The sequence below is a fragment of the Corynebacterium sp. DNF00584 genome, assembly GCF_001552965.1.
Lineage (GTDB): Bacteria > Actinomycetota > Actinomycetes > Mycobacteriales > Mycobacteriaceae > Corynebacterium > Corynebacterium phoceense.
The window spans coordinates 49,951-69,311 of the sequence record NZ_KQ959749.1; the positions used below are offsets into that span (position 1 = coordinate 49,951).

The 19,361-nt window shown below is 62.8% G+C and carries 16 protein-coding genes and 1 tRNA gene; 9 read left to right on the forward strand and 8 right to left on the reverse strand.

The window, feature by feature from the left end; translation table 11 throughout:
• The first annotated feature begins 33 nt into the window (after window positions 1-33).
• Window positions 34-109, forward strand: a tRNA-Thr gene (locus tag HMPREF0307_RS06120).
• A 131-nt stretch (window positions 110-240) separates the two neighbouring features.
• On the opposite strand, the gene HMPREF0307_RS06125 is transcribed toward HMPREF0307_RS06120, so the two are convergent.
• Complete coding sequence (locus HMPREF0307_RS06125) at window positions 241-1,884, reverse strand: AMP-binding protein (RefSeq protein ID WP_066489438.1); 1,644 nt, start codon at window positions 1,882-1,884, stop codon at window positions 241-243.
• Between the two features lie 178 nt (window positions 1,885-2,062).
• Here HMPREF0307_RS06125 and HMPREF0307_RS06130 point away from each other — a divergent pair, with 178 nt between their 5' ends.
• Window positions 2,063-2,893 carry a GDSL-type esterase/lipase family protein gene (locus HMPREF0307_RS06130; RefSeq protein ID WP_066489441.1) on the forward strand — a complete coding sequence of 277 codons (831 nt, stop codon included), beginning with the start codon at window positions 2,063-2,065 and terminating at the stop codon, window positions 2,891-2,893.
• 157 nt (window positions 2,894-3,050) lie between these two features.
• Here HMPREF0307_RS06130 and rfbA read toward each other — a convergent pair whose 3' ends face one another.
• Window positions 3,051-3,917 carry a glucose-1-phosphate thymidylyltransferase RfbA gene (gene rfbA / locus HMPREF0307_RS06135; protein WP_066489445.1) on the reverse strand — a complete coding sequence of 289 codons (867 nt, stop codon included), beginning with the start codon at window positions 3,915-3,917 and terminating at the stop codon, window positions 3,051-3,053.
• Between the two features lie 103 nt (window positions 3,918-4,020).
• On the opposite strand from rfbA, the gene HMPREF0307_RS06140 reads away from it, so the two are divergent.
• Both HMPREF0307_RS06140 and HMPREF0307_RS06145 read left to right on the forward strand, forming a co-directional pair.
• Window positions 4,021-5,115 carry an S-(hydroxymethyl)mycothiol dehydrogenase gene (locus HMPREF0307_RS06140; RefSeq protein ID WP_066489448.1) on the forward strand — a complete coding sequence of 365 codons (1,095 nt, stop codon included), beginning with the start codon at window positions 4,021-4,023 and terminating at the stop codon, window positions 5,113-5,115.
• Between the two features lie 45 nt (window positions 5,116-5,160).
• Complete coding sequence (locus HMPREF0307_RS06145) at window positions 5,161-5,781, forward strand: MBL fold metallo-hydrolase (protein ID WP_066489452.1); 621 nt, start codon at window positions 5,161-5,163, stop codon at window positions 5,779-5,781.
• A gap of 298 nt (window positions 5,782-6,079) precedes the next feature.
• Here the strand turns inward: HMPREF0307_RS06145 and rfbD are convergent, their stop codons facing one another.
• A complete protein-coding gene (gene rfbD, locus HMPREF0307_RS06150) occupies window positions 6,080-7,453 on the reverse strand; it encodes a dTDP-4-dehydrorhamnose reductase (protein ID WP_066489457.1) in 1,374 nt (457 codons plus the stop codon).
• Window positions 7,454-8,455, reverse strand: coding sequence for a dTDP-glucose 4,6-dehydratase (gene rfbB, locus HMPREF0307_RS06155; RefSeq protein WP_066489466.1), 1,002 nt, complete (start codon window positions 8,453-8,455; stop codon window positions 7,454-7,456). It lies immediately after the preceding gene.
• 180 nt (window positions 8,456-8,635) lie between these two features.
• On the opposite strand from rfbB, the gene HMPREF0307_RS06160 reads away from it, so the two are divergent.
• The 3 genes from HMPREF0307_RS06160 (at window position 8,636) to HMPREF0307_RS06170 (ending at window position 11,250) form a co-directional block, all read left to right on the forward strand.
• Entirely contained in the window at window positions 8,636-9,859 is a 1,224-nt protein-coding gene (locus tag HMPREF0307_RS06160) for a glycosyltransferase (protein ID WP_066489468.1), read from the forward strand.
• 705 nt (window positions 9,860-10,564) lie between these two features.
• Window positions 10,565-10,771, forward strand: a complete 207-nt coding sequence (locus HMPREF0307_RS06165; RefSeq protein WP_066490372.1) for a helix-turn-helix transcriptional regulator — start codon at window positions 10,565-10,567, stop codon at window positions 10,769-10,771.
• Window positions 10,771-11,250: a hypothetical protein gene (locus HMPREF0307_RS06170; protein WP_066489472.1), complete on the forward strand. Its 480-nt coding sequence runs from the start codon at window positions 10,771-10,773 to the stop codon at window positions 11,248-11,250. The genes HMPREF0307_RS06165 and HMPREF0307_RS06170 overlap by 1 nt, the downstream gene beginning before the upstream one ends.
• A gap of 98 nt (window positions 11,251-11,348) precedes the next feature.
• Here HMPREF0307_RS06170 and HMPREF0307_RS06175 read toward each other — a convergent pair whose 3' ends face one another.
• The 4 genes from HMPREF0307_RS06175 to HMPREF0307_RS06190 form a co-directional block, all read right to left on the reverse strand.
• The gene (locus HMPREF0307_RS06175; RefSeq protein ID WP_066489483.1) at window positions 11,349-12,872 is read right to left on the reverse strand and encodes a cellulase family glycosylhydrolase; all 1,524 of its coding nucleotides are present in this window, start codon (window positions 12,870-12,872) and stop codon (window positions 11,349-11,351) included.
• 40 nt (window positions 12,873-12,912) lie between these two features.
• On the reverse strand, window positions 12,913-14,265 hold the full coding sequence (locus HMPREF0307_RS06180; protein WP_066489485.1) for a M1 family metallopeptidase: 1,353 nt from the start codon (window positions 14,263-14,265) through the stop codon (window positions 12,913-12,915).
• Between the two features lie 62 nt (window positions 14,266-14,327).
• Complete coding sequence (locus HMPREF0307_RS06185; protein WP_066489491.1) at window positions 14,328-15,416, reverse strand: alpha/beta hydrolase; 1,089 nt, start codon at window positions 15,414-15,416, stop codon at window positions 14,328-14,330.
• A 29-nt stretch (window positions 15,417-15,445) separates the two neighbouring features.
• Window positions 15,446-17,080, reverse strand: coding sequence for an alpha/beta hydrolase (locus HMPREF0307_RS06190; RefSeq protein ID WP_066489497.1), 1,635 nt, complete (start codon window positions 17,078-17,080; stop codon window positions 15,446-15,448).
• 332 nt (window positions 17,081-17,412) lie between these two features.
• On the opposite strand from HMPREF0307_RS06190, the gene HMPREF0307_RS12925 reads away from it, so the two are divergent.
• The gene (locus HMPREF0307_RS12925) at window positions 17,413-17,571 is read left to right on the forward strand and encodes a hypothetical protein (protein WP_154666887.1); all 159 of its coding nucleotides are present in this window, start codon (window positions 17,413-17,415) and stop codon (window positions 17,569-17,571) included.
• A gap of 280 nt (window positions 17,572-17,851) precedes the next feature.
• The gene (lpdA, locus tag HMPREF0307_RS06195; protein WP_066489500.1) at window positions 17,852-19,264 is read left to right on the forward strand and encodes a dihydrolipoyl dehydrogenase; all 1,413 of its coding nucleotides are present in this window, start codon (window positions 17,852-17,854) and stop codon (window positions 19,262-19,264) included.
• Window positions 19,265-19,361: the final 97 nt, after the last annotated feature.

Below are 19,361 nucleotides of genomic sequence, written 5' to 3' on the forward strand. Positions count from 1 at the left end.
CGCTAAGCTTATGCACGCTGTTACATGCAGCGTGCCGCCTTAGCTCAGTCGGTAGAGCATCTCACTCGTAATGAGAAGGTCGTGAGTTCGATTCTCACAGGCGGCTCCACTAAACCCCCAGCTAGAAAGCCTAGATAGCTTCTCTAGCTGGGGGTTTCGCGGTGTCACGCCGCGCACAAAAACGAGCACACCCCAGTCGCCGAAGCGACTGGGGGTGGTACCGGATGCGGTCCAGAAAGCCTAACCCAGAAGGCGCGGCACGACCTTGCCGGTGGGGTTGCGCGGCAGGCGGTCCAAGAAGTGGACGTCACGCGGGACGGAATGTGACGCCAGGTTCTCCTCGACGAATTCGCGGATGGCGTCTTCGGTGAGTGCCTCGCCCAGCTTGTCCTTCGTGCGGACAACCCAGACTGCCACGCGCTTGAACAGGTCCTCGTCATCGACGCCACCGGAGTAGACCTCATGGACGCCTGGCATGGACTCCAGCACCTCGGAGACGGACTCCGGGTGGACGTTCTCGCCGCCCACGATGATCATGTTGTCGGCGCGACCCACGACGTGGAGGTAACCCTCCTCGTCGATGTAGCCCAAGTCGCCGATGGACACGAGACCCTGCACGCGTTTGACCTCCATGCCGGGCTTCGTGTAGCCCGTGAGCGTCATGGAGTTATGTAGGTAGATCTCGCCTTCCTCGCCGCGCGGCAGCTCGTTGCCATCCTTGTCGAGGATCTTCAGGCGTGTGCCCGTGGCGACGGAACCCGCGAGCGTCGGATCCGAGGCAACCTGCTCGGCATTCGCGGCTGCGGCGAGCGTGAGCTCCGTCGAGCCATAGATGTTGGCGAGGATGGGGCCGAAGCGATCGATGGTTTCCTCGACGAGGGTTGGCGTGAGTGCGTGGCCGGAAGAGCAGATAAAGCGCAGGGAGGACGTGTCATACGTGCCCTCAGGATCGGCCTCGACCATGCGGCGGTAGAACACAGGCGAAGAAATGAGGCCGTCCAACTGGTAGCGCTGGATGTCATCGAGGCACTGGACGGGGTCGAAGACGCGGTGCGTCACGATGGTGTTGCGTGCACCCAGCGCGATGTTGAGGCATGCCCAGCCCCACGTGTGGAAGATCGACGCGGTGAGTTGAATCTTTTGGTCTGCGCGCCACGGCACGTTGCCCATGACGGTGCTGAGCACGAACGGGAACTTCGGCTCGGGGCGGATGATGCCCTTGGGGATGCCCGTCGTACCGGACGACATGAGCACGATATCGCCGTGCTTAGGGAACGCCGGCAGCTTCTCGTCGGCAACGAGCTCCGGGCGGCGGACGATGGAGTCCAGCGTTGTCAGGCCATGGTCGGCTGCGCCGTCGCCCTCGTGGGCGACGATGAGCTCGAGGTCGTGGCTGTAGTTCTTCGGCACGCGCGGCAAGAACTCATCGTCGACGACGAGCACATTGATGCGGTTTTCTTCCATGGAGCCCAGCAGCTGCTCTGCAGAGGAGCCGATGTTGAGCAGGTAGATGGTGGCACCTGCGTAGCCCTTTGCACCAAGCGGCGTGATGATGCCGCGGCCGTTGCGGGCCATGACGCCGAGGCGGATGTCATCGCCGTGGTGGCGACGCAAGTGACGCGTAAACGTGCGTGCATCGTTTCGGAGCTGACGGTAGGTCAAAGCACCGTCATCATCAATGAGAGCAATACGCTCGGGGCACGTGAGGTAGCCCTGCTCGAGCTCGCGTGCGGTGGTGAACCTGTAACGGGCAAGAACTCCCGGCAGCGATGCCATGGCGCGCGGTCCGCCCTCGGGGCTGACGATGCCGCTGCTGACGAGGGTCTTCGCTAAAGCGCCGAAAGCCTTCGCATAGAACGGCACGCTAGAGAGCGAGAGGGTCATGAGGGATCATCCTTTAATTAAAGTTACGGGTGTCAATCAGGGTATATCTAACTATCGCCGTAGGCATAAGCACCGTTGCATTCACCAGATGGAGTGTTGCGCACGTTACTCGTGTGACAATATAGTGTAGTTTTGTTTCGGAACATAGCCGTCCCAGTACCTAGCAGGGAAGTAACTCATGCTCTTTACCAAGAAATCGTTGAAGAAGTCTCTCACGGCGACGCTTGCCGGAGTCCTCGCGACTGTCTCACTCGGTGTTGCTGCCCCGCAGGCCGTCGCCCAGGAGCGCAACCTCGTTGCGTTCGGTGACTCCGTCCTTGCGGATCCGCGCGCCGATGTCTACCTGGGTGCCAAGATGAGCTCCACTAGCCCCCTTGGCACGAATTGCCCGCAGTCCTTTAACTTTGCCAAGCGCGCGGGCGCGAAGCTTGGCCTCCCTGTCCGTGACTTCTCCTGCTCTGGTGCTGTGTCGATGGCCCCGGGCCCGCAGATGTCCACGCAGGTCGACGAAGCCATCCGCACCGGTGCCCTCACTGGCGCCACCTCGCGCGTGATCTACGCGACCGGCTTCAACGACACGTACAACAATCGCTCGTTGAGTATGCAGGATATTCGTAACCGCTGGGTGGCCTACAACGCGCCCATCGTCAATCGTATCCGTGCTGCCGCCCCGAACGCACGCATTCAGATTGTCGGCTACCCGACGATTGGCTCTGGCGACCGTTACTGCTTGTTCCACGTCAACGGTGGCGTCCTTGACGCTACTGCGCTGCCCGAGGTGCGTTCCTGGGAGGACAAGGCTCAGTGGATGCAGGTGGATCTTGCCGCAGCTACGCGCACGGAGTTCCTCGACCTGAAGCCTTCTACGCGTAACAACGGCATGTGCGCCGGCGATAACAACCGCATGTGGGCAGGCCTCATTGATTTCAGCGGTGGCCCGGGCAACCTGCCCATCCACATCAATGCTCGCGGACACGAGCATGTAGCTAACGTCGTCGCTGCGTCTTAAAGACAGGCCTTAAAGAAGGCCACAGCAACATCGCTCAAGGCGGACACCACGTGTGTCCGCCTTGTGTACGTTTGCGGAGTGTTTACCCTATGGCTGTACTAGGGAACCCTATCGGTCGAAGGAAAATGACCACTGGTGGGCTGGGCGCGTTGCGTGGTTAGTCGTCCCGTGCGGAGGCGAGGAGATAGTCCCCGTAGCCGGACTTCTGGAGGGGTGCGGCTAGGGCAGCGAGGGCTTCGCGAGAGATAAAGCCTTCCCTGAATGCGGCGACCTCGGGTGAGCCGATGATGGTGCCGGTGCGCTTTTGGAGGACCTCGACGTAGGACGCGGCCTCACTCATGGAGTCGATGGTGCCGGTGTCGAGCCACACGTCGCCGCGCTGCATGGTTTGGACGTGCAGGCGGCCACGGCGGAGGTATTCCTCATTAATGGCGGTGATTTCGAGCTCCCCGCGGGCACTGGGTGTGATGGAACGGGCGATATCGACAACGGAGTTGTCATAGAAATAGAGTCCCACCACCGCGTAATTGGACTTGGGTGCTGCGGGCTTCTCCTCGATGGACAGAGCGTTGCCCTCGGCATCGAACTCCACGACGCCGTAGCGCTGGGGATCAGAGACCTCGTAGGCGAAGATGGTGCCGCCGTCGGGGTGTTGGCAGTGCGTGAGCGCGGAGGAGAAGCCGTGTCCGTCAAAGATATTGTCGCCGAGGACGAGGGCGACGTCGTCGTCACCGATGAAGTCCTCGCCGATGAGGAAAGCCTGGGCGAGACCTTCGGGGCGGGGCTGGACGGCATAGTCAAGCATGAGGCCCCACTGTGAGCCGTCGCCGAGGAGACGTTGGAACGCGGCCTGGTCTTCGGGCGTGGTGATGATGAGGATCTCGCGGATGCCCGCTTGGATGAGCGTGGTGAGCGGGTAGTAGACCATCGGCTTGTCGTAGATGGGCATGAGCTGCTTCGAGATGCCCTTGGTGATGGGGTAGAGCCGCGTGCCAGACCCGCCGGCGAGGATGATTCCCTTCATGGGGGTTTAGCTTATCCCACGCGTCGCGTCGCACGGCGCGGCACGGGTTCGAGACGAAAACGATTTTCAGCATGTGACCTGGGCCATCAGTAGAGTGGGCCACATGAGTGAAACTGTACAAGGAGTCATCGCCCGTTCGAAGGGCGCCAAAGTGGAAACCGTCTCTGTCGTTATCCCGGGCCCAGGCGCCAACGACGTTATTGTCAAGATCCAGACCTGCGGCGTCTGTCATACGGACTTGGCGTACCGCGACGGCGATATCGAGGACGCGTTCCCGTTCCTGCTCGGCCACGAAGCCGCGGGCATCGTGGAGCGCGTGGGCGACGCGGTAACCCACGTCGAGGTCGGCGATTTCGTTGTCCTCAACTGGCGCGCGGTGTGCGGCGAGTGCCGTGCATGCAAGAAGGGTGAGCCGAAGTACTGCTTTAATACCCATAACGCGTCGAAGAAGATGACGCTCGAAGACGGCACGGAGCTCACCCCGGCGCTGGGAATTGGTGCCTTTGCGGAGAAGACCCTCGTCCACGAGGGGCAGTGCACCAAGGTCGACCCGAGCGCTGACCCGGCCGCGGTAGGCCTGCTTGGCTGCGGCATCATGGCGGGTCTCGGCGCTGCCGTGAACACCGGCGATGTGCAGCTCGGCGAGTCCGTCGCGGTCTTCGGCTGCGGCGGCGTGGGCACGGCCGCGGTGGCCGGTGCGCACCTCGCGGGCGCGGCGAAGATCATCGCGGTGGACCTTGATGACGAAAAGCTCGCCACCGCGAAGGAATTCGGCGCGACCCACACCATCAATTCCAAGGGCAAGTCGGAGCAAGAAGTTATCGATGCCGTCCGTGAGCTCACCGATGGCTTCGGCACCGACGTCGCCATTGACGCGGTGGGCATCCAGCCCACCTGGCGCCAGGCATTTTATTCGCGCGACTTCGCAGGACGCCTCGTTATGGTGGGCGTACCGAACCTCACCGACCATATCGATATCCCGGCCATCGACGTCTACGGCCGCGGCGGCTCCATCCGCCCGGCGTGGTACGGCGACTGCCTGCCTGAGCGCGATTTCCCGGCCTACACGGCACTGTTCCAGGCGGGTAAGTTCCCGCTGGATAAGTTCGTCTCTGAACGCATTGGTCTCGACGACGTCGAGGAAGGTTTCGCGACGATGAAGGCGGGCAAGGTCCTGCGCTCGGTTGTGGAGCTTTAGGTATCCTGCGGGTAAACGACCCAAACTCAGGAAGAAAGGTAGACCATGAAGATCGATTCCTTTGTTACCTCTGGCAAGTTCCGCCTCGACGGCAACGAGTGGGACGTAGACAATAACGTCTACATCCTGGGCGGCAAGGGTGGCTGCTACATCGTGGACCCGGCTCACAACGCCGAGCGCATCTACGACGAGGTCGGCGACCGCCCCGTGCGTGGGATCCTCCTTACCCACGCCCACAACGACCACTGCGAGCTCGCCCCAGAGATTGCGGAGCATTACGGTGTCGAGGTGTACCTCCACCCGGATGATCATCCCTTGTGGGAAGAATCCAACGGCGACGCGCACTACACGCCGCTCGCGGACAACCAGACCTTCACCATCGACGGTGAGGATGTCGTCGTGTTCCACACTCCGGGTCACTCGCCGGGCTGCGTGGTGCTCTACATCAAGAACGAGAACGCGCTGCTCTCTGGCGACACGCTTTTTAATGGCGGCCCGGGCGCCACGGGGCGCAAGTACTCCGACTTCGACCAGATCGTCGAGTCCCTGCGTAACGTCATTTTCCACCTGCCGCCGGCCACGAAGGTGCTGCCGGGCCACGGGGATCAGACGACCGTCGGCGCGGAGGCCGAGCGCATCGACGAATACGTCGAGCGCGGCTACTAACGCCTCTGATCGTGCGACCGGCGCCGGGCCCGCGACTGCGGTGCTCGGCGCCGGTCGTCTTGTGGGAGGGGCCTACGGACGGAACGCGGCGAGGGGGAACGTCACCGTTCCGTCGTCGAGGGTGAGACACGGGCCGGTGCCCGTGATGACGGCACGGAAGGCGGGGCGGGGCCGTCAACGACGCGCGGCCAATATTCGGCAGAACCGTTCATGATTCTGCAATTGACCGGTTACGATCCCTGCAATGCAAGGATCGTAACCGGTATTTTGCAGAATTAAGGGGGAAATCCGCAGGTCGTTAGTCTTCGGGCAAGAGCGCGAGGTAGAGTGCGAGCGCCGCGCGCCAGTTCATGGGTGTGAAGCCGGTGGCCTCGATTTTGGAGAGGTCGAAGGTCGAGTGGGCCGGGCGCGGGGCCTCGGGGCCGGCAATCTCGGCGTACTGCTCCGTGGAGACCGGCGTGACCTCGGAGGGGTCGTGTCCGAGCCCGATGAAGGTGGCCATGGCCATCTCGTCGCGGCCCACGGCGTCGCCCTCGGAGGACAGGTTGTAAATCCCGTAAGGAGCCGCGTCGGGCCCGACGCGAAGAAGGTGGGTGATTCCCTTCGCCAGGTCCTCCGCGAAGGTCGGACGGCCCTTTTGATCATGGATCACGGCGGGCTCGACGCCGCGCCGCGCGAGGTTCGCCATGGTCTTAATGAAGTTGTTGCCGTCGCCAAAGACCCACGACGTGCGCACAATGTAGTGCTTCGGGCTTGCCGATGCCGCCGCCTCGCCCGCTGCCTTCGACGCGCCGTAGGCAGACAGCGGGGAGGGAATCTCGTCTTCCGTGTGTACCTCGTGGGAGCCGTCGAAGACGTAGTCCGTGGAGACGTGGACGAGCGTGAGATTGTGGTCGGCGGCTACGCGGGCGAGCTTGCCCGGGGCCAGGGCGTTGACGGCCCAGGCGCCCGCGCGGTCGGTCTCCGCGCCGTTGACGTCGTTATACGCCGCACAGTTGATAATGGCGGAGTACTGCTCCCAATCGCGCGCCGCGTACGCGGAGTCATCCGTGATATCGAACTCCGCATGGGTGACGAACTCTGCGTTGGGAAGGAGCGGGCGCAGCGCGCGGCCGAGCTGGCCGTTGGCGCCGGTGACGAGGATGCGGCGTGGGGCCATGGAGGGGGCATCGGCAAGCTGGGGATGGGCGCGGTCTTTCTCGGAGATCTCGGTGGGCTCGAGCGGCCAATCAACCATGTCGAGGTTAACCGCGGCGTAGCGCGCGTCCGGCGACCAGTGCGCGGTGACGAGGTAGGTGTACGCCGTGTCGTCCTCGAGGGCCTGGAAGCCGTTGGCGACGCCGCGCGGGACGAAGACGGCTGTGTCGGGGCCGACCTCGGCGGTGACGAGCTGTCCGTAAGTCTCCGAACCTTCGCGCAGGTCGCACCATGCGCAGAACGCACGACCGGTAGTTACGGAGATGAACTTGTCCCAGGGCTCGGCGTGGAGGCCTCGTGTGGCGCCTTTCTTCGCACTCAGCGAGACGTTGTTTTGCACCGGCTTGAAGTCCGGCAGGCCTGCGGCGACCATCTTCTCGCGCTGCCAGTTCTCTTTGAACCACCCCCGGTTATCGCCGTGGACGTCGAGGCGGACGAGGAGCAGGCCGTCGATGGTGGTGTTCTCGATGTGCATTTACTGTCCTCGCTGTGCATAGGTTGCTTCTGTGGCGTCCTTGGCCGGGCGCCACCACTCTTCATTTTCGCGGTACCACGCGATGGTCTGCTCGAGGCCTGCGCGCAGGTCCGTGAAGCGCGGCCGCCAGCCGAGTTCGCGCTTGAGCTTCGTCGCGTCCATGGCGTAGCGCTGGTCGTGGCCCGGGCGGTCGTTCACGTGCTCGTAGCCGTCAGCGGGATCGAGGCCCATGAGCGTGCAGATGAGCTCGATGACCTGCTTGTTGTTGATATCTGGCTGGTCCGCGCCAATGTTGTAGGTCTCGCCGATTATGCCCTTGTCCAGGATGTCGAGCACCGCCCGGTTGTGGTCGTCCACGTGGATCCAGTCGCGGACCTGCTCGCCGGTGCCGTAGAGCTTCGGCGAGCGCCCGTCCACGATATTGGTGATCTGGCGGGGGATGAACTTCTCGATGTGCTGGTACGGCCCGTAGTTATTCGAGCAGTTGGAAATTGTGGCGCGCAGACCAAAGCTGCGCACCCAGGCGCGCACGAGGTGGTCCGAGCCCGCCTTCGACGCGGAGTAGGGGCTGGACGGCGCATACGGCGTGGCCTCGGTGAACTTGGTGTCCGCGCCGATCTCCAGATCGCCGAAGACCTCGTCTGTGGAAACGTGGTGGAAGCGCACGTCGTGCTTGCGAGCGGCCTCGAGGAGCGTGAACGTGCCTACGAGGTTGGTCTGGATGAACGGGGAGGGGTCCTCGAGCGAGTTGTCGTTGTGGGACTCGGCGGCGAAATGGACGATGACGTCATTCTTCTGCGCCAGTTCATCGACGAGGGTGGCGTCCGCGATGTCGCCGTGGACGAACTCGACCCCCTCCAGCCCGGCGAGGTTCGCGCGGTTGCCCGCGTAGGTGAGCTTGTCGAGGACGGTGACCTTGATCTCGTCACGCGTAGCGTTGACGAGGCGGACGAAGTTGGCGCCGATGAAGCCGGCGCCGCCGGTAACGAGCATGCTGTGCATGGTTGTCCATCCTAGTCGCCACGCGGGGACGCTTCTCTGACCACAGTTGCATAGGGAGATGCGTGGCGGGGCGCGCGTTACCTGTGAGAATGCTTCCAAGAAAGTATTCGCATTGACTGATGAAGAAAATCTCAGGAAATGGGGGTTTGCACAAAGTTAACGAATGAAAAGGATTTTCCCGTGGCACGCATTGCCGTTATGACATCGCCGGCGAAGGGGCACCTGTACCCGGTGGTCGATACTCTCTTGGAGCTGCAGTCGCGTGGCCACGAGATTTTCCTCCGCACGATTCCCAACGAGGTCGAGCGCATGAACGCGTTGGGCTTCCACGCGAGCCCGCACGAAGACCGCTCGGATAATAAGGAACTCCATGACTGGGACGCGCCCTCCGGCTTTGCGGCGCTGCAACTCGTCTTCGACCAACTGGCCGAGCGCATTCCCTACGACTGCGACGAGTTCGAGCTCTTCATCGCGGAGACGAAGCCAGACTTCCTGCTCTGCGACGTGACTGTCTTTGGCGCGCAGCTGGCCGCGGAAACGTCCGGCCTGCCGTGGGCCGTGTGGTCGCCGACCTTCTTGCCATATCCTTCCAACGTCGCGCCGCCGTACGGCGTGGGCATGGGCATTCCGCGCACGCGTGCTGAGAAGGCAAAGGCGGCGGTGCTGCGCAGGGCCATCCCGCTGTTGTGGGACACACAGCTGAAGAAGCGCGTCAACGCCGTGCGCGAGGAACATGGTGTGGATCCCCTCGAGCACGTGCTCGATATCCTCGACATTCCGCCGCTCATCATTAGCTACACGGCAGAGCCTTTCGAGTACTCGCACCCGGATTGGCCGAACCACATCGTGGAAGTCGGACCTGGCTTGTGGTCTCCGGAGCCAGGTGAGGGCATCGTCGATCCCACAGAGGGCATTACGGATCCCATCGTGCTCGTCACGTTGTCCACGGAGTTCCAGAACGACACGGCGCTCGCGCAGTCCGCGCTCGACGCGCTCGACGGCACGGGGATGCACGTCGTGGTCACGACGGGTGCCATCGAGCCCAAGCTCTTGCGCCCGAATAGTAATTGCACCATCGTGCGCCTGGGCGACCACGCGAAGATTCTGGACCACGCGGCGCTGCTCATCGGCCACGGCGGCATGGGCGTCACGCAGAAGGCTCTCATGCGCTCCGTCCCTATGGTCATCGTGCCCTTCGGTCGCGACCAGCACGAGGTGGCGCAGCGCGTCCTCGCCTCGGGCGCAGGCCAGGCAATCCCCGGCCGTGATGTCACGCCGGAGAAACTCTACGAGAAGATTGTCGCCGCGCTCACCGTCAGCCACGGCCTGGACGCCATCCTCGAGGGTTGCGAGGCCGCCGGCGGTGCGCCGCGCGCCGCAACGCTCATCGAGGAGCGCTTCTAGCCGCTCTGTTCGCCCCCCTTGCATGTCGCCGTTGAGTGTCATGCGAGGGGATTTATTTTTCTCTGACCTCGCCTTTTCTGCGGTGTCAGGGAACCCTTAGTCATTATGTGTCAACTCCCAGATTGGCTCGTACGAGCAACGCGCGCAACGGGAATCTGTGCTGGCCACGCTATGCCTGGGAAGGCTTCCACGCAATTCCAAAGATCGGTATTTCCGCAGGTCGCGGCTCGTGCCGCGGGATTCTGCTGGAGCGGAAACGGCGCTAGATTGTGAGTCATCGGCAGCGGGCCGTCGGGTCACACCGGTCCACGCTGCCGAGTACATATCCACCACACTTCAGAAGGAGACATCATGTTCCCCCAGAATTTTGCACAGTTCCAGCTTCCGGTTCCCACCCCGGCCTCGCAGCCGGAGCTCCATCTTCCGTTCTAGAACGGTATGCGACCTTCAACGAAGGTCACGGTGTACAGAGTCTTGTCGGTCCCTTTGCGCGGATGTTGTACCTGCGCTGTAAATGAATAGCGGCAATGAAAGCGGCCTGCTTCTCCCCACGTGTACTAGGGAGAAACAGGCCGCTTTTTACTGTATCCCAGTCTCCCCGTCGGTAGGCATTCCGCCAGGAAGCTCAACAAAACCGGGAGTTCCCTTGCCATAATGACAAGTATATTTTACACTTGGTCATGAAAGGTTGATATGGAGGTGACAATGCCAGAGCACGCAAACATGGTGCGCAAGTGGCGCCGGTGGCACGAACTGAGCCAGGCGGAGCTTGCAGACAAGGTCGGTGTCTCACGCCAGACCATCGCCAATATCGAAAGAGGAAACTATTCGCCATCGGTCTACTTGGCTCTCGCAATTTGTCAGGAACTGGGCAAGACCGTCGAGGAGATATTTGGAGGAGACGAAGAATAATGATTAACACGATTGCACGCTATTCATTCAACGAGGTTGACCGCGCGGCCCGCGACGAGTTCGAGCGTGATTCCCTGTACAAGTCCTTCGCCGTGGCTTTCCTGGTTATCCAGGTAATGACCATCGTGACCGGCGCCGTGCTCGCCTGGGTCCTGCCTGGTGCGCATGCCCTGTGGGCGTTGGCCGTCTTTGTGCCTTTGGTGGCAGGAGAGATTATCTCCTCCACGTGGCTGAAGACCCAGATGCCGCGCCCGTCGGTGACACGCCGGTGGTCGTTTATGATTCCGCTGCTCGTCGTCGAGCTCATCATGTTCGTGGGGCTCTACGTACGCCTTATGCAGGCCAATAGCGACTTCGCTGACAATTTCGTGGGTGGTGGGTTTGTGGGCGTGGCCATCGCCTTCCTCGTTGTCCCCGTCTTCCGGCGCTGGCAGCATGGTCGCGACCAACGCCGTTTGGACGCACAGCTGGAGGATTAAGGAGCGAAAACACAGAAGGTGTGTGGCACATGGTGTATTTCATTCCCTGGAGGGTGAAATACACCATGTGCCACACACCTTCTGCGCAGATGAAGCGGCTAGGCCGGGGTAACCGTGACCTTCACGGCGCCGGCGTCGGCGGCGATGCGCAGGTCGACGTCACGGAAGATACCGTCGGCTGGGGCGTTCACGGCGTGGCCGCCTTCGACGTGGACGCGGTAGCCATTGGGTGCCCAGATATTCGGCACCTTAATGGTGGACTCAGCACCGGGCTCGAAGGCGCCGGAGCCGTCCGCGCGAGCGGTGTTCCACGTCGCGGTGAAGGCCCCGTCCGTCTTCCAGCCGGTGGGCGTGCCCGCGACGGCAGAGGGGTACGGGGTAGCCAGCTGCTTGACGTTGGACCAGTTGGTGTTGCCGGGCTCGGTGATGGGGCGCGCCGGATTGATGCCCAAAGCCTGATCCTGCCAGGAGGACGCCGTGGTGGCCGGGTCGTAGCCGCCGTACTGCCAGTGGAAGCGCGACTGCATGTATTCGTCAGACAGGCGAGCCTGGTTGCGCAGCAGGTTCGGGTTCTTCGAGGCACCGAACTCGGCGAGGACCGCCGGCATGTTCTGCGAGTTGGCGTAGGCCCAGGACTGGTTGATGGCCTTGCGGTGATCCGGCTCGCAGACGGCCTCGGGGAATTCGAGCGGGATGGTGCACACCTGCGCATACGAGTTGAACGCGTAGACGGTATTCGCATCCGGCTTCGTGCCCATGTGCGCGGGCGCGCCCATGACGGTGGTGACGTAGCCGGTGAGCCAGATGCCCACCTCCGAGTCGTGGCGGCGGATGACGTCGCGGACCTGCTTATTCAGGTTGCGGAGCTTCTGCAGCGTGGATTCGGAACAGAAGTCGAGCGCGCAGGGGATGGTCTCCGCGCCGGCCGAGGGCTCGTTGATGGGGCCGTAGCCGATGATGCCCGGGGTGTCCGCGAAGTAGGCGGCCGTGTGGTCCCACATGTTCACGTAGTGGTCGCGGATGCCCACGCCGTCCGAGGCTGTGCGGTTATTGAAGAAGTTATCGAAGGCACGCTGGATGGCGGGGGAGAACTGTGCGACGGCCAGGCCCATGTCCGGGTTGTAGAGACCGTCCGTGAATGTCGCCCATTGCGGGGCGCCCTCGCCGCCCAGGGACTCCGTGTAGAAGTCCTGGTGGTACTCGAGGAAGGTGGAGATGCCGTAGGAGTTAAACGTCTCGATGGCCTGCTTGATCTCCGCGAGGTATGCGTCGTTGTACTGGCCCGGCTGCGGCTCGATGGCGGCCCAGCTCAGGCCTAGGCGCACCGAGTTGAATCCCTGCTTGGCGAGGAATGCGGCGTCATCCTCGCCGATGCCGAGTGCCTGCGGGGTCCAGGGCGCGCGCTTGTTCACGATATTCTCGCCGTGGAAGGTGACGACGCGACCAGAGTCATCGACAAGCCAGCGGCCCACGGTGTGGGGACGGTTGACGACATTCTCGGTGGTTGCGGCGGCCATGCCGGAGCCGCTTGCCGATGCCGCCGGTGCGAGGCCGCAGGCAAGCACGACCGAGGCAGCGACGGCGACGGCAGCTTTGGGAAGAGAGAGCAGAGCGTTATTCACCCGTTTAGACTAATAAAACCGGGGGAATTCTCTCAGACCCTTACGCGGGGAAGTGAGGCAGCGCCGTCTCATCGAGCCAGGCCGCGAGCGTCGCGTCGATATCGGCGGGAGCCACACCCGCGTCCTCGGCGACGCTGTGGAGCTCACGGATGAAGTCCTCCGGTGTCACCGTGCCATGCTGGGAGGCTGCGACGTAGGCGCGGACGGCCTGGAAGAAGGGGGCATCGGCAAGCTGGCGGCGCAGTGCGTGGAGGGTGAGCGCCCCGCGCTTATAGACGCGGTCGTCGAACATGGCACGCGTGCCGGGATCGGCAACGAGAATGTCCTCCTTCTTCCGGGCGAGGACGTCGTAGTGGGAACGTGCGGCCTCATGCGCGGTGGGGCCGCCGGAATGCTCGCCCCAGAGCCACTCGGAGTAGCAGGCAAAGCCCTCGTTGAGCCAAATATCGCGCCAGGCGGCAAGGCCTAAGGAATTGCCAAACCACTGGTGGGAGAGCTCGTGGGCGATGAGTCGCTCGTAGCTGCCGTTCGTGTGGTTGGCGCCGAAGATGGACAGGCCCTGGGCCTCCAACGGGATCTCGAGCTCGTCCTCGGTGACGACGACCTGGTAATCGTTGAAGGGATAGTCGCCGTAAGTCTGCGCAAAGAAGTCGAGCATCTCCTGCTGCTGCGCGAAGGCCTCGCGGACCTGAGACTGGAGATCTGCCGGGGTCCAGGCGCGGGTATCCGGCCCAAGCTTCATCTCGGTGAACTCGCCCACCATGACCGTGGCGAGGTACGTCGCCATGGGGTGTGCGGTCCGGTAATGCCAGCGCGTCATAGATCCGAAGCGCTTGCGGGAGACGAGCTTGCCATTGCTCACGACGGTAAACGGGGAGTCCGCCGTGATGATGATGTCGTAGGGCGCTTTCGCGCTGGGCGTGTCATCGCACGGGAACCAGCTGGGCGCGCCGCACGGCTGACTCGCCACGAGGGAGCCCGACTCCGTCTCCTCCCAGCCGATCTCGCCCCATGCTGTGCGCAGCGGGCGCGGGGTACCGCCGTAGCGAATCACAAGATCGAGCTCCGCTCCGGCGGCGAGCTCATCGCCGAAGGAGACACGCAGCTTGCCGTTCGACTGGCGGAACTTCGCGACGTGCGCACCCTTCGCGCTGACGCGCCGGGTGACCATCGCTCCTGCGAGATCTACGGTGAGCTTGTCCAGCGGCTCGTCGCCGACGCGCAGGTGTAACGTGGCCTCGCCTTGGAGACGATTGGGCTCGACGTTATAGGTGAGATCGAGGCGATAATGCTCGACGGTAAAACCCAGGTTGTACTCGACAGAAGTGTACGGATCGCGGGCAGATTCCTTGTGAAAAAAGCCCGCGCGGGCGAGAGAGTCAAGCGTTGTCATAATGCTTGAAACTCTACCGCCCGCGGAGTGCCGACTGTGAGTCGGTGGAGGCTACGCCGGATTTACTTGGCGTAGAACGCGCGCCAGAAGGTGCCCCAGGACGCCTCGAGGTCCTGGCGCCAGCCCGGCCAGGAGTGCGTGCCGGTGGTGCGGAAGTTGTAGTCCGCGCCGATGCCGGACTTGTCCAGCTTGGCCTTGAGGTTGTGCGTGCAGTGGTTGACGGCGGCCTCGATGACGCCACCCTCGACGACGAGCTGGGTGACACCGGCAGCGACGATGGCCGGGTTCATGCCCTGCTTGAGGTAGTACTCCGGAAGGTCAGTCTCGGACGCCAGGCCGGAGGACGCGGAGATGTAGAGCTCCGAACCGCGCAGCTTCTCAGCGTTGAGGAACGCGTCGTTGTAGCGGTTGTAGTCCCCGCCGCGCGGGCCCCACATCTGCTCCGGCTGGCCGCCGCCACGGTTGACGGTGAGGCGCAGGAACTCGTACTGCATGGGCGCGGAGGTCTGCGCGCAGCCAGCGTAGGAGCCGACGGCGTCGTAGAAGCCCTGGTTGTGCTCGGCGAGCAGCAGCGCGGAGGTCGCGGACATAGACATGCCGGCAATCGCGCGCTTGTTATTGGCCTCCAGGCGCTGCTCGAGCGGTCCCGGCAGCTCCTTGGTGAGGAAGGTCTCCCACTTCTGCGGTCCGTTCAAGTACTTGCCGTTCGGGTCCTGGGCCCAGTCCGTGTAGTAGGAGAACGCGCCAGCCTGCGGGATGACGACGTTGACCTTCTTATCGGCGTAGAAGTCCACGACCTGGGACAGGGTGGCCCAGTCAGAGTTCTGCTCGGCGCCACCGGCACCGTTGAGCAGGTAGATGGTCGGGCGGTTCGCCTCACCCGCCGGGATGACGGCGAGCGGGATGGCGCGGCCGTTCATGGCCGGCGAGGTGGCCTGCAGCTTGAGCACGCGCGGGTCGTTGCCGAACTTCTTAAACCACGCTTGGCCGGCGACGGCGTCGGTGACCTGAAGATCGCCCACCTGCGAGACCGGGGTGGCACCGGCGACCTGCTGCGGCGTGAGAACCGCAGCGTTCGCCGGGACGAGAGTGGCGGTAACCAGCGTGGCGGCCACAGACGTTGCCGCGAGGAAGGACGTAAAGCGCTTCATGAGGGTCAATATTCCTTGCAGTGAGAGGTTTAGTTGGTCGCGGCGAGATCGTCAGCGGTGTCGGTGCGGGCAGCGGCCTCGTCGGTCAGAGCGTCGGCTGCGGTGTCGGTGCCGTTGGTGAGGGCGTCTGCGGCGGCCGCGGCAGCGTCGGTGACGTTGTTGAGCGCGCCGGTGTTGCGCTCGGCAGCGTTGGCTTCGTTCTCTTCCTCAGCGGTCGGCGAGAGCTTTTCGACGGTCTCGGCGTTGGCAGCCTGCGGGGCGGCAGAGCGGTCTTCCGATGCCTCCGGAGTTGCGGTCGGCACCTCGGTGGACGCATCTTGGCCGAACGCGGCAGCGTAGGTCGGCCAGGACTTCCAGATATCTTCCTTCCAACCCGGCCAGGAGTGGGTGCCGGTTGCACGGAAGTTCCAGTCAGCGTCGATGCCCTCGCGGTCCATCTTGCGCTTGAGCTGGGTGGTGCAGTCGAACATTGCGGCCTCGATGGCGCCGCCTTCGACGACGAGCGTGGACGAGGACTTGAATGCGGAGGACAGGTCGCCGCCGTTTTTCTCCGCGATCGAGGACAGGTTTTCGTGTTCGCCCGGCAGGCCGGTCGAAGCGGAGACGTAGGTGTGCGTGCCCTTCAGGTTGTTGGAGTTGATGAGCGCGTCGTTGAAGCGGTTGTACTCCCCACCGCGCGGGCCCCACATCTGCTCCGGCGTTGCGTTATTGGCGCGGTTGACGGTGAGACCAACGTAGAAGTTCGTCATCGGCGTGGAGGTCGCGGCGCAACCGGAGTAGGAACCGACGGCGTTGTAGAAGCCCGGGTTGTGCTCGGCGAGGAGCAGCGAGGACGTCGCGGACATGGACATGCCGGCGATGGCGCGCTGGCCGTTGCCGTTGATGTTGGCGTTCACGGTTGCGCCGTCAGTGGCGGTGGACTGATCCTCCGGAGCATCCTTGGCCAGCTCGCCCTCGAGCGGTCCCGGCAGCTCCTTGGTGAGGAAGGTTTCCCAGCGCTGCGGGCCAGGCAGGTACGTGCGGTCCTCTACCGTGTCCGTGGGGTGCGGCGAGTTGTACCAGTCCGTGTAGTAGGAGAAGGCGCCGGCCTCGACCACGACGACGTTGACGTTCTTCGACGTGTAGAAGTCGATGAGGTTGGTCTTACCCTTCTCGCCGTTGGTCATGTAGAGCCAGTCCATACCTTGCTCTGCGCCGCCAGCGCCGTTGAGCAGGTAGATGGTCGGGCGTGCTGCATCGAAGTTGCCGGTCGGCGTGATGACGGCGAGCGGGACCTCGCGGTTGTTCATGGACGGCGAGGTGGCCGTCATGAACTTGACCTTGCCCTTTGAGTTGTTGACGTCAGAAAGCCAGCGCCACTTCTCGTTCTTCGAGGTGACCGTCATCTTGATTTTGCCATCGGTGCCGCGGACGTAGCTGTTGCCGTCCTTGGTGATAAGGCCCTTCTCTGCCATGAACGGCAGGACGTCGTCGTACTGCTTGATGACGGAGAGCTGAGAGCGGTCGACCTGGTCCAAGCTGTCGACGTTCCAGCGGCTAGCAGCGGAGGCGGCCTTCTCGTTCGGGGCCATCTTGTCGTCGGCCTGGGCAAGGGGAGCAGCGGCAAGGCCGAGGGTGAGCGCGACCGCGGCGGAGGTCGTGGTGAGAGTCCTCAAGAACTTCATGTGGTGGCTTCCTGTGTATGTCCTGGCGCGTCCGTGTGGCGCTGGTGGGCGACCTTGACGGGCACGTAGAGATCCATGTGCATCTTCTTGAAACATCGTTGTCTATCCGTCCATCGTTATCAAGCCTTTATGAAATCTCAGGCGCGACCGGGCTTGACGGGGGTGGTGCGCCTGATGGTGGAGCGACGAGATCTGGTGGGCGAGGAGACGTATGGGCTGGCGGCGACCTGGTTGGTGCCGCAGTCCACGCGATTGTGACAAGAGTTTAACAGGTAAAAATTGTTACCCCTGGTACTGAAGTGGCGTTTGTGTCATAATTTCAGGGACCATTTGTGGGTGACATCGCCGTGGCGCGTTCGCGCCAGGAGGTAACGCCCGCGCTGGCGGTAGCGACAAATAAAGATAGAGACCCCGTGTTGCGCGAGGCCGCGTCGCTCTATGTCGGCGAAGAACACCTGACCTTCCAAAGGAAATTTCATCATGTCTTTTGACAGCATCATTCTGGCTATCAACAACGCTCTCGGCCCGTTCGTCCACATGGGCTCCTCCAACCTTTCTATGGCGCTGCTCGACTTCGGCCTCATCTAATTCGGTTTCAGCGCCTGGGGGCTTGAATCCCCGTTTCCGCGCGTCGCGTGCCCCCGTTTCGAGGGGTGGCGACGCGCGTTTGTTGTCTCTTGGTGGTGCCTGTGTGCGGGGACGCGGCGCGGGAGGGGGCGCGTTTGGGGGAAGAAAAGACAAAAGGGGGAGAGGGTAAGTATCCTGTAGTGCGTGACTAATGAACATTATGACGTTGTAGTACTCGGCGCGGGCCCTGGTGGCTACGTTGCCGCCATCCGCGCAGCACAGCTGGGCAAGAAGGTTGCCGTTATCGAGAAGCAGTACTGGGGCGGAGTCTGCCTCAACGTGGGCTGCATCCCGTCCAAGGCGCTGCTCAAGAACGCTGAGGTTGCCCACACCTTCAACTTTGAGGCCAAGGACTTTGGTATCTCGGGTGAGGTGTCCTTCGACTACGGTGTGGCGCATAAGCGCTCCCGCAAGGTTTCTGCAGGCATCGTCAAGGGCGTGCACTTCCTCATGCGCAAGAACAAGATCCAGGAGATTAACGGTCTGGGCTCGTTCAAGGACGCACACACCATCGAGATCACCGAGGGTGACGACAAGGGCAAGACCGTCACGTTCGACGACTGCATTATCGCCACTGGCTCCGTCGTCCGCTCCCTGCCGGGCGTGGAAATCGGCGGCAACATCGTGTCCTTCGAGGAGCAGATCCTCAAGGAAGAGGCTCCGAAGTCCATGGTTATCGTGGGTGCCGGCGCGATCGGCATGGAGTTCGCCTACGTCCTGGCTAACTACGGTGTGGACGTCACCATCGTCGAATTCATGGACCGCGTCCTGCCGAATGAGGACAAGGACGTCTCCAAGGAAATCGCCAAGCAGTACAAGAAGCTTGGCGTTAAGCTGCTCACCGGCTACAAGACCACGTCCATCACGGACAACGGCTCCGACGTTACCGTCGAGGTCGAGTCCAAGGACGGCTCCAAGACGGACTCGCTTACCGTTGAGCGTTGCATGGTCTCCATCGGTTTTGCCCCGCGCGTTGAGGGCTTTGGCTTGGAGAACACTGGCGTCAAGCTCACCGAGCGCGGTGCCATTGAGATCGACGACTACATGCGCACGAACGTCGAGCACATCTACGCTATCGGCGACGTCACGGCCAAGCTGCAGCTGGCACACGTGGCTGAGGCGCAGGGTGTCATCGCCGCCGAGGTTATCGCTGGCGCGGAGACCCAGGTCCTGGGCGATTACATGAACCTGCCGCGCGCGACCTTCTGCAACCCGCAGGTCGCCTCCTTCGGCTACACCGAAGAAGCCGCTCGCGAGAAGTTCCCGGACCGCGAGATCAAGGTCGCTACCTTCCCGTTCTCCGCAAACGGCAAGGCTGCCGGTCTCAACGAGACCGCAGGCTTCGTCAAGCTCATTGCTGATGGCGAGTACGGCGAGCTCATCGGTGGACACATGGTCGGCGCCAACGTCTCCGAGCTGCTTCCGGAGCTCACCCTGGCACAGCGCTTCGACCTCACGGCTGAGGAAATCGGACGCAACGTCCACACCCACCCGACGCTGTCTGAGGCTATGAAGGAAGCTGCCGAGGGCATCGGCGGCCACATGATCAACCTCTAAACTGCGCACGCAGAACAAAAGGCCCTTCCGGGTAGTTTATCTGAACTACCCGGAAGGGCCTTATCTCTGCGCGGGGACTGGCGCCGCGGGGGGATTC

What these genes read in the sequence shown, in the direction of transcription:
- HMPREF0307_RS06125 (WP_066489438.1), bottom strand. Translation starts at nt 1,884, where the DNA reads ATGACCCTCTCGCTCTCTAGCGTGCCGTTCTATGCGAAGGCTTTCGGC.
- HMPREF0307_RS06130 (WP_066489441.1), top strand. Translation starts at nt 2,063, where the DNA reads ATGCTCTTTACCAAGAAATCGTTGAAGAAGTCTCTCACGGCGACGCTT.
- rfbA (WP_066489445.1), bottom strand. Translation starts at nt 3,917, where the DNA reads ATGAAGGGAATCATCCTCGCCGGCGGGTCTGGCACGCGGCTCTACCCC.
- HMPREF0307_RS06140 (WP_066489448.1), top strand. Translation starts at nt 4,021, where the DNA reads ATGAGTGAAACTGTACAAGGAGTCATCGCCCGTTCGAAGGGCGCCAAA.
- HMPREF0307_RS06145 (WP_066489452.1), top strand. Translation starts at nt 5,161, where the DNA reads ATGAAGATCGATTCCTTTGTTACCTCTGGCAAGTTCCGCCTCGACGGC.
- rfbD (WP_066489457.1), bottom strand. Translation starts at nt 7,453, where the DNA reads ATGCACATCGAGAACACCACCATCGACGGCCTGCTCCTCGTCCGCCTC.
- rfbB (WP_066489466.1), bottom strand. Translation starts at nt 8,455, where the DNA reads ATGCACAGCATGCTCGTTACCGGCGGCGCCGGCTTCATCGGCGCCAAC.
- HMPREF0307_RS06165 (WP_066490372.1), top strand. Translation starts at nt 10,565, where the DNA reads ATGCCAGAGCACGCAAACATGGTGCGCAAGTGGCGCCGGTGGCACGAA.
- HMPREF0307_RS06170 (WP_066489472.1), top strand. Translation starts at nt 10,771, where the DNA reads ATGATTAACACGATTGCACGCTATTCATTCAACGAGGTTGACCGCGCG.
- HMPREF0307_RS06180 (WP_066489485.1), bottom strand. Translation starts at nt 14,265, where the DNA reads ATGACAACGCTTGACTCTCTCGCCCGCGCGGGCTTTTTTCACAAGGAA.
- HMPREF0307_RS06185 (WP_066489491.1), bottom strand. Translation starts at nt 15,416, where the DNA reads ATGAAGCGCTTTACGTCCTTCCTCGCGGCAACGTCTGTGGCCGCCACG.
- HMPREF0307_RS06190 (WP_066489497.1), bottom strand. Translation starts at nt 17,080, where the DNA reads ATGAAGTTCTTGAGGACTCTCACCACGACCTCCGCCGCGGTCGCGCTC.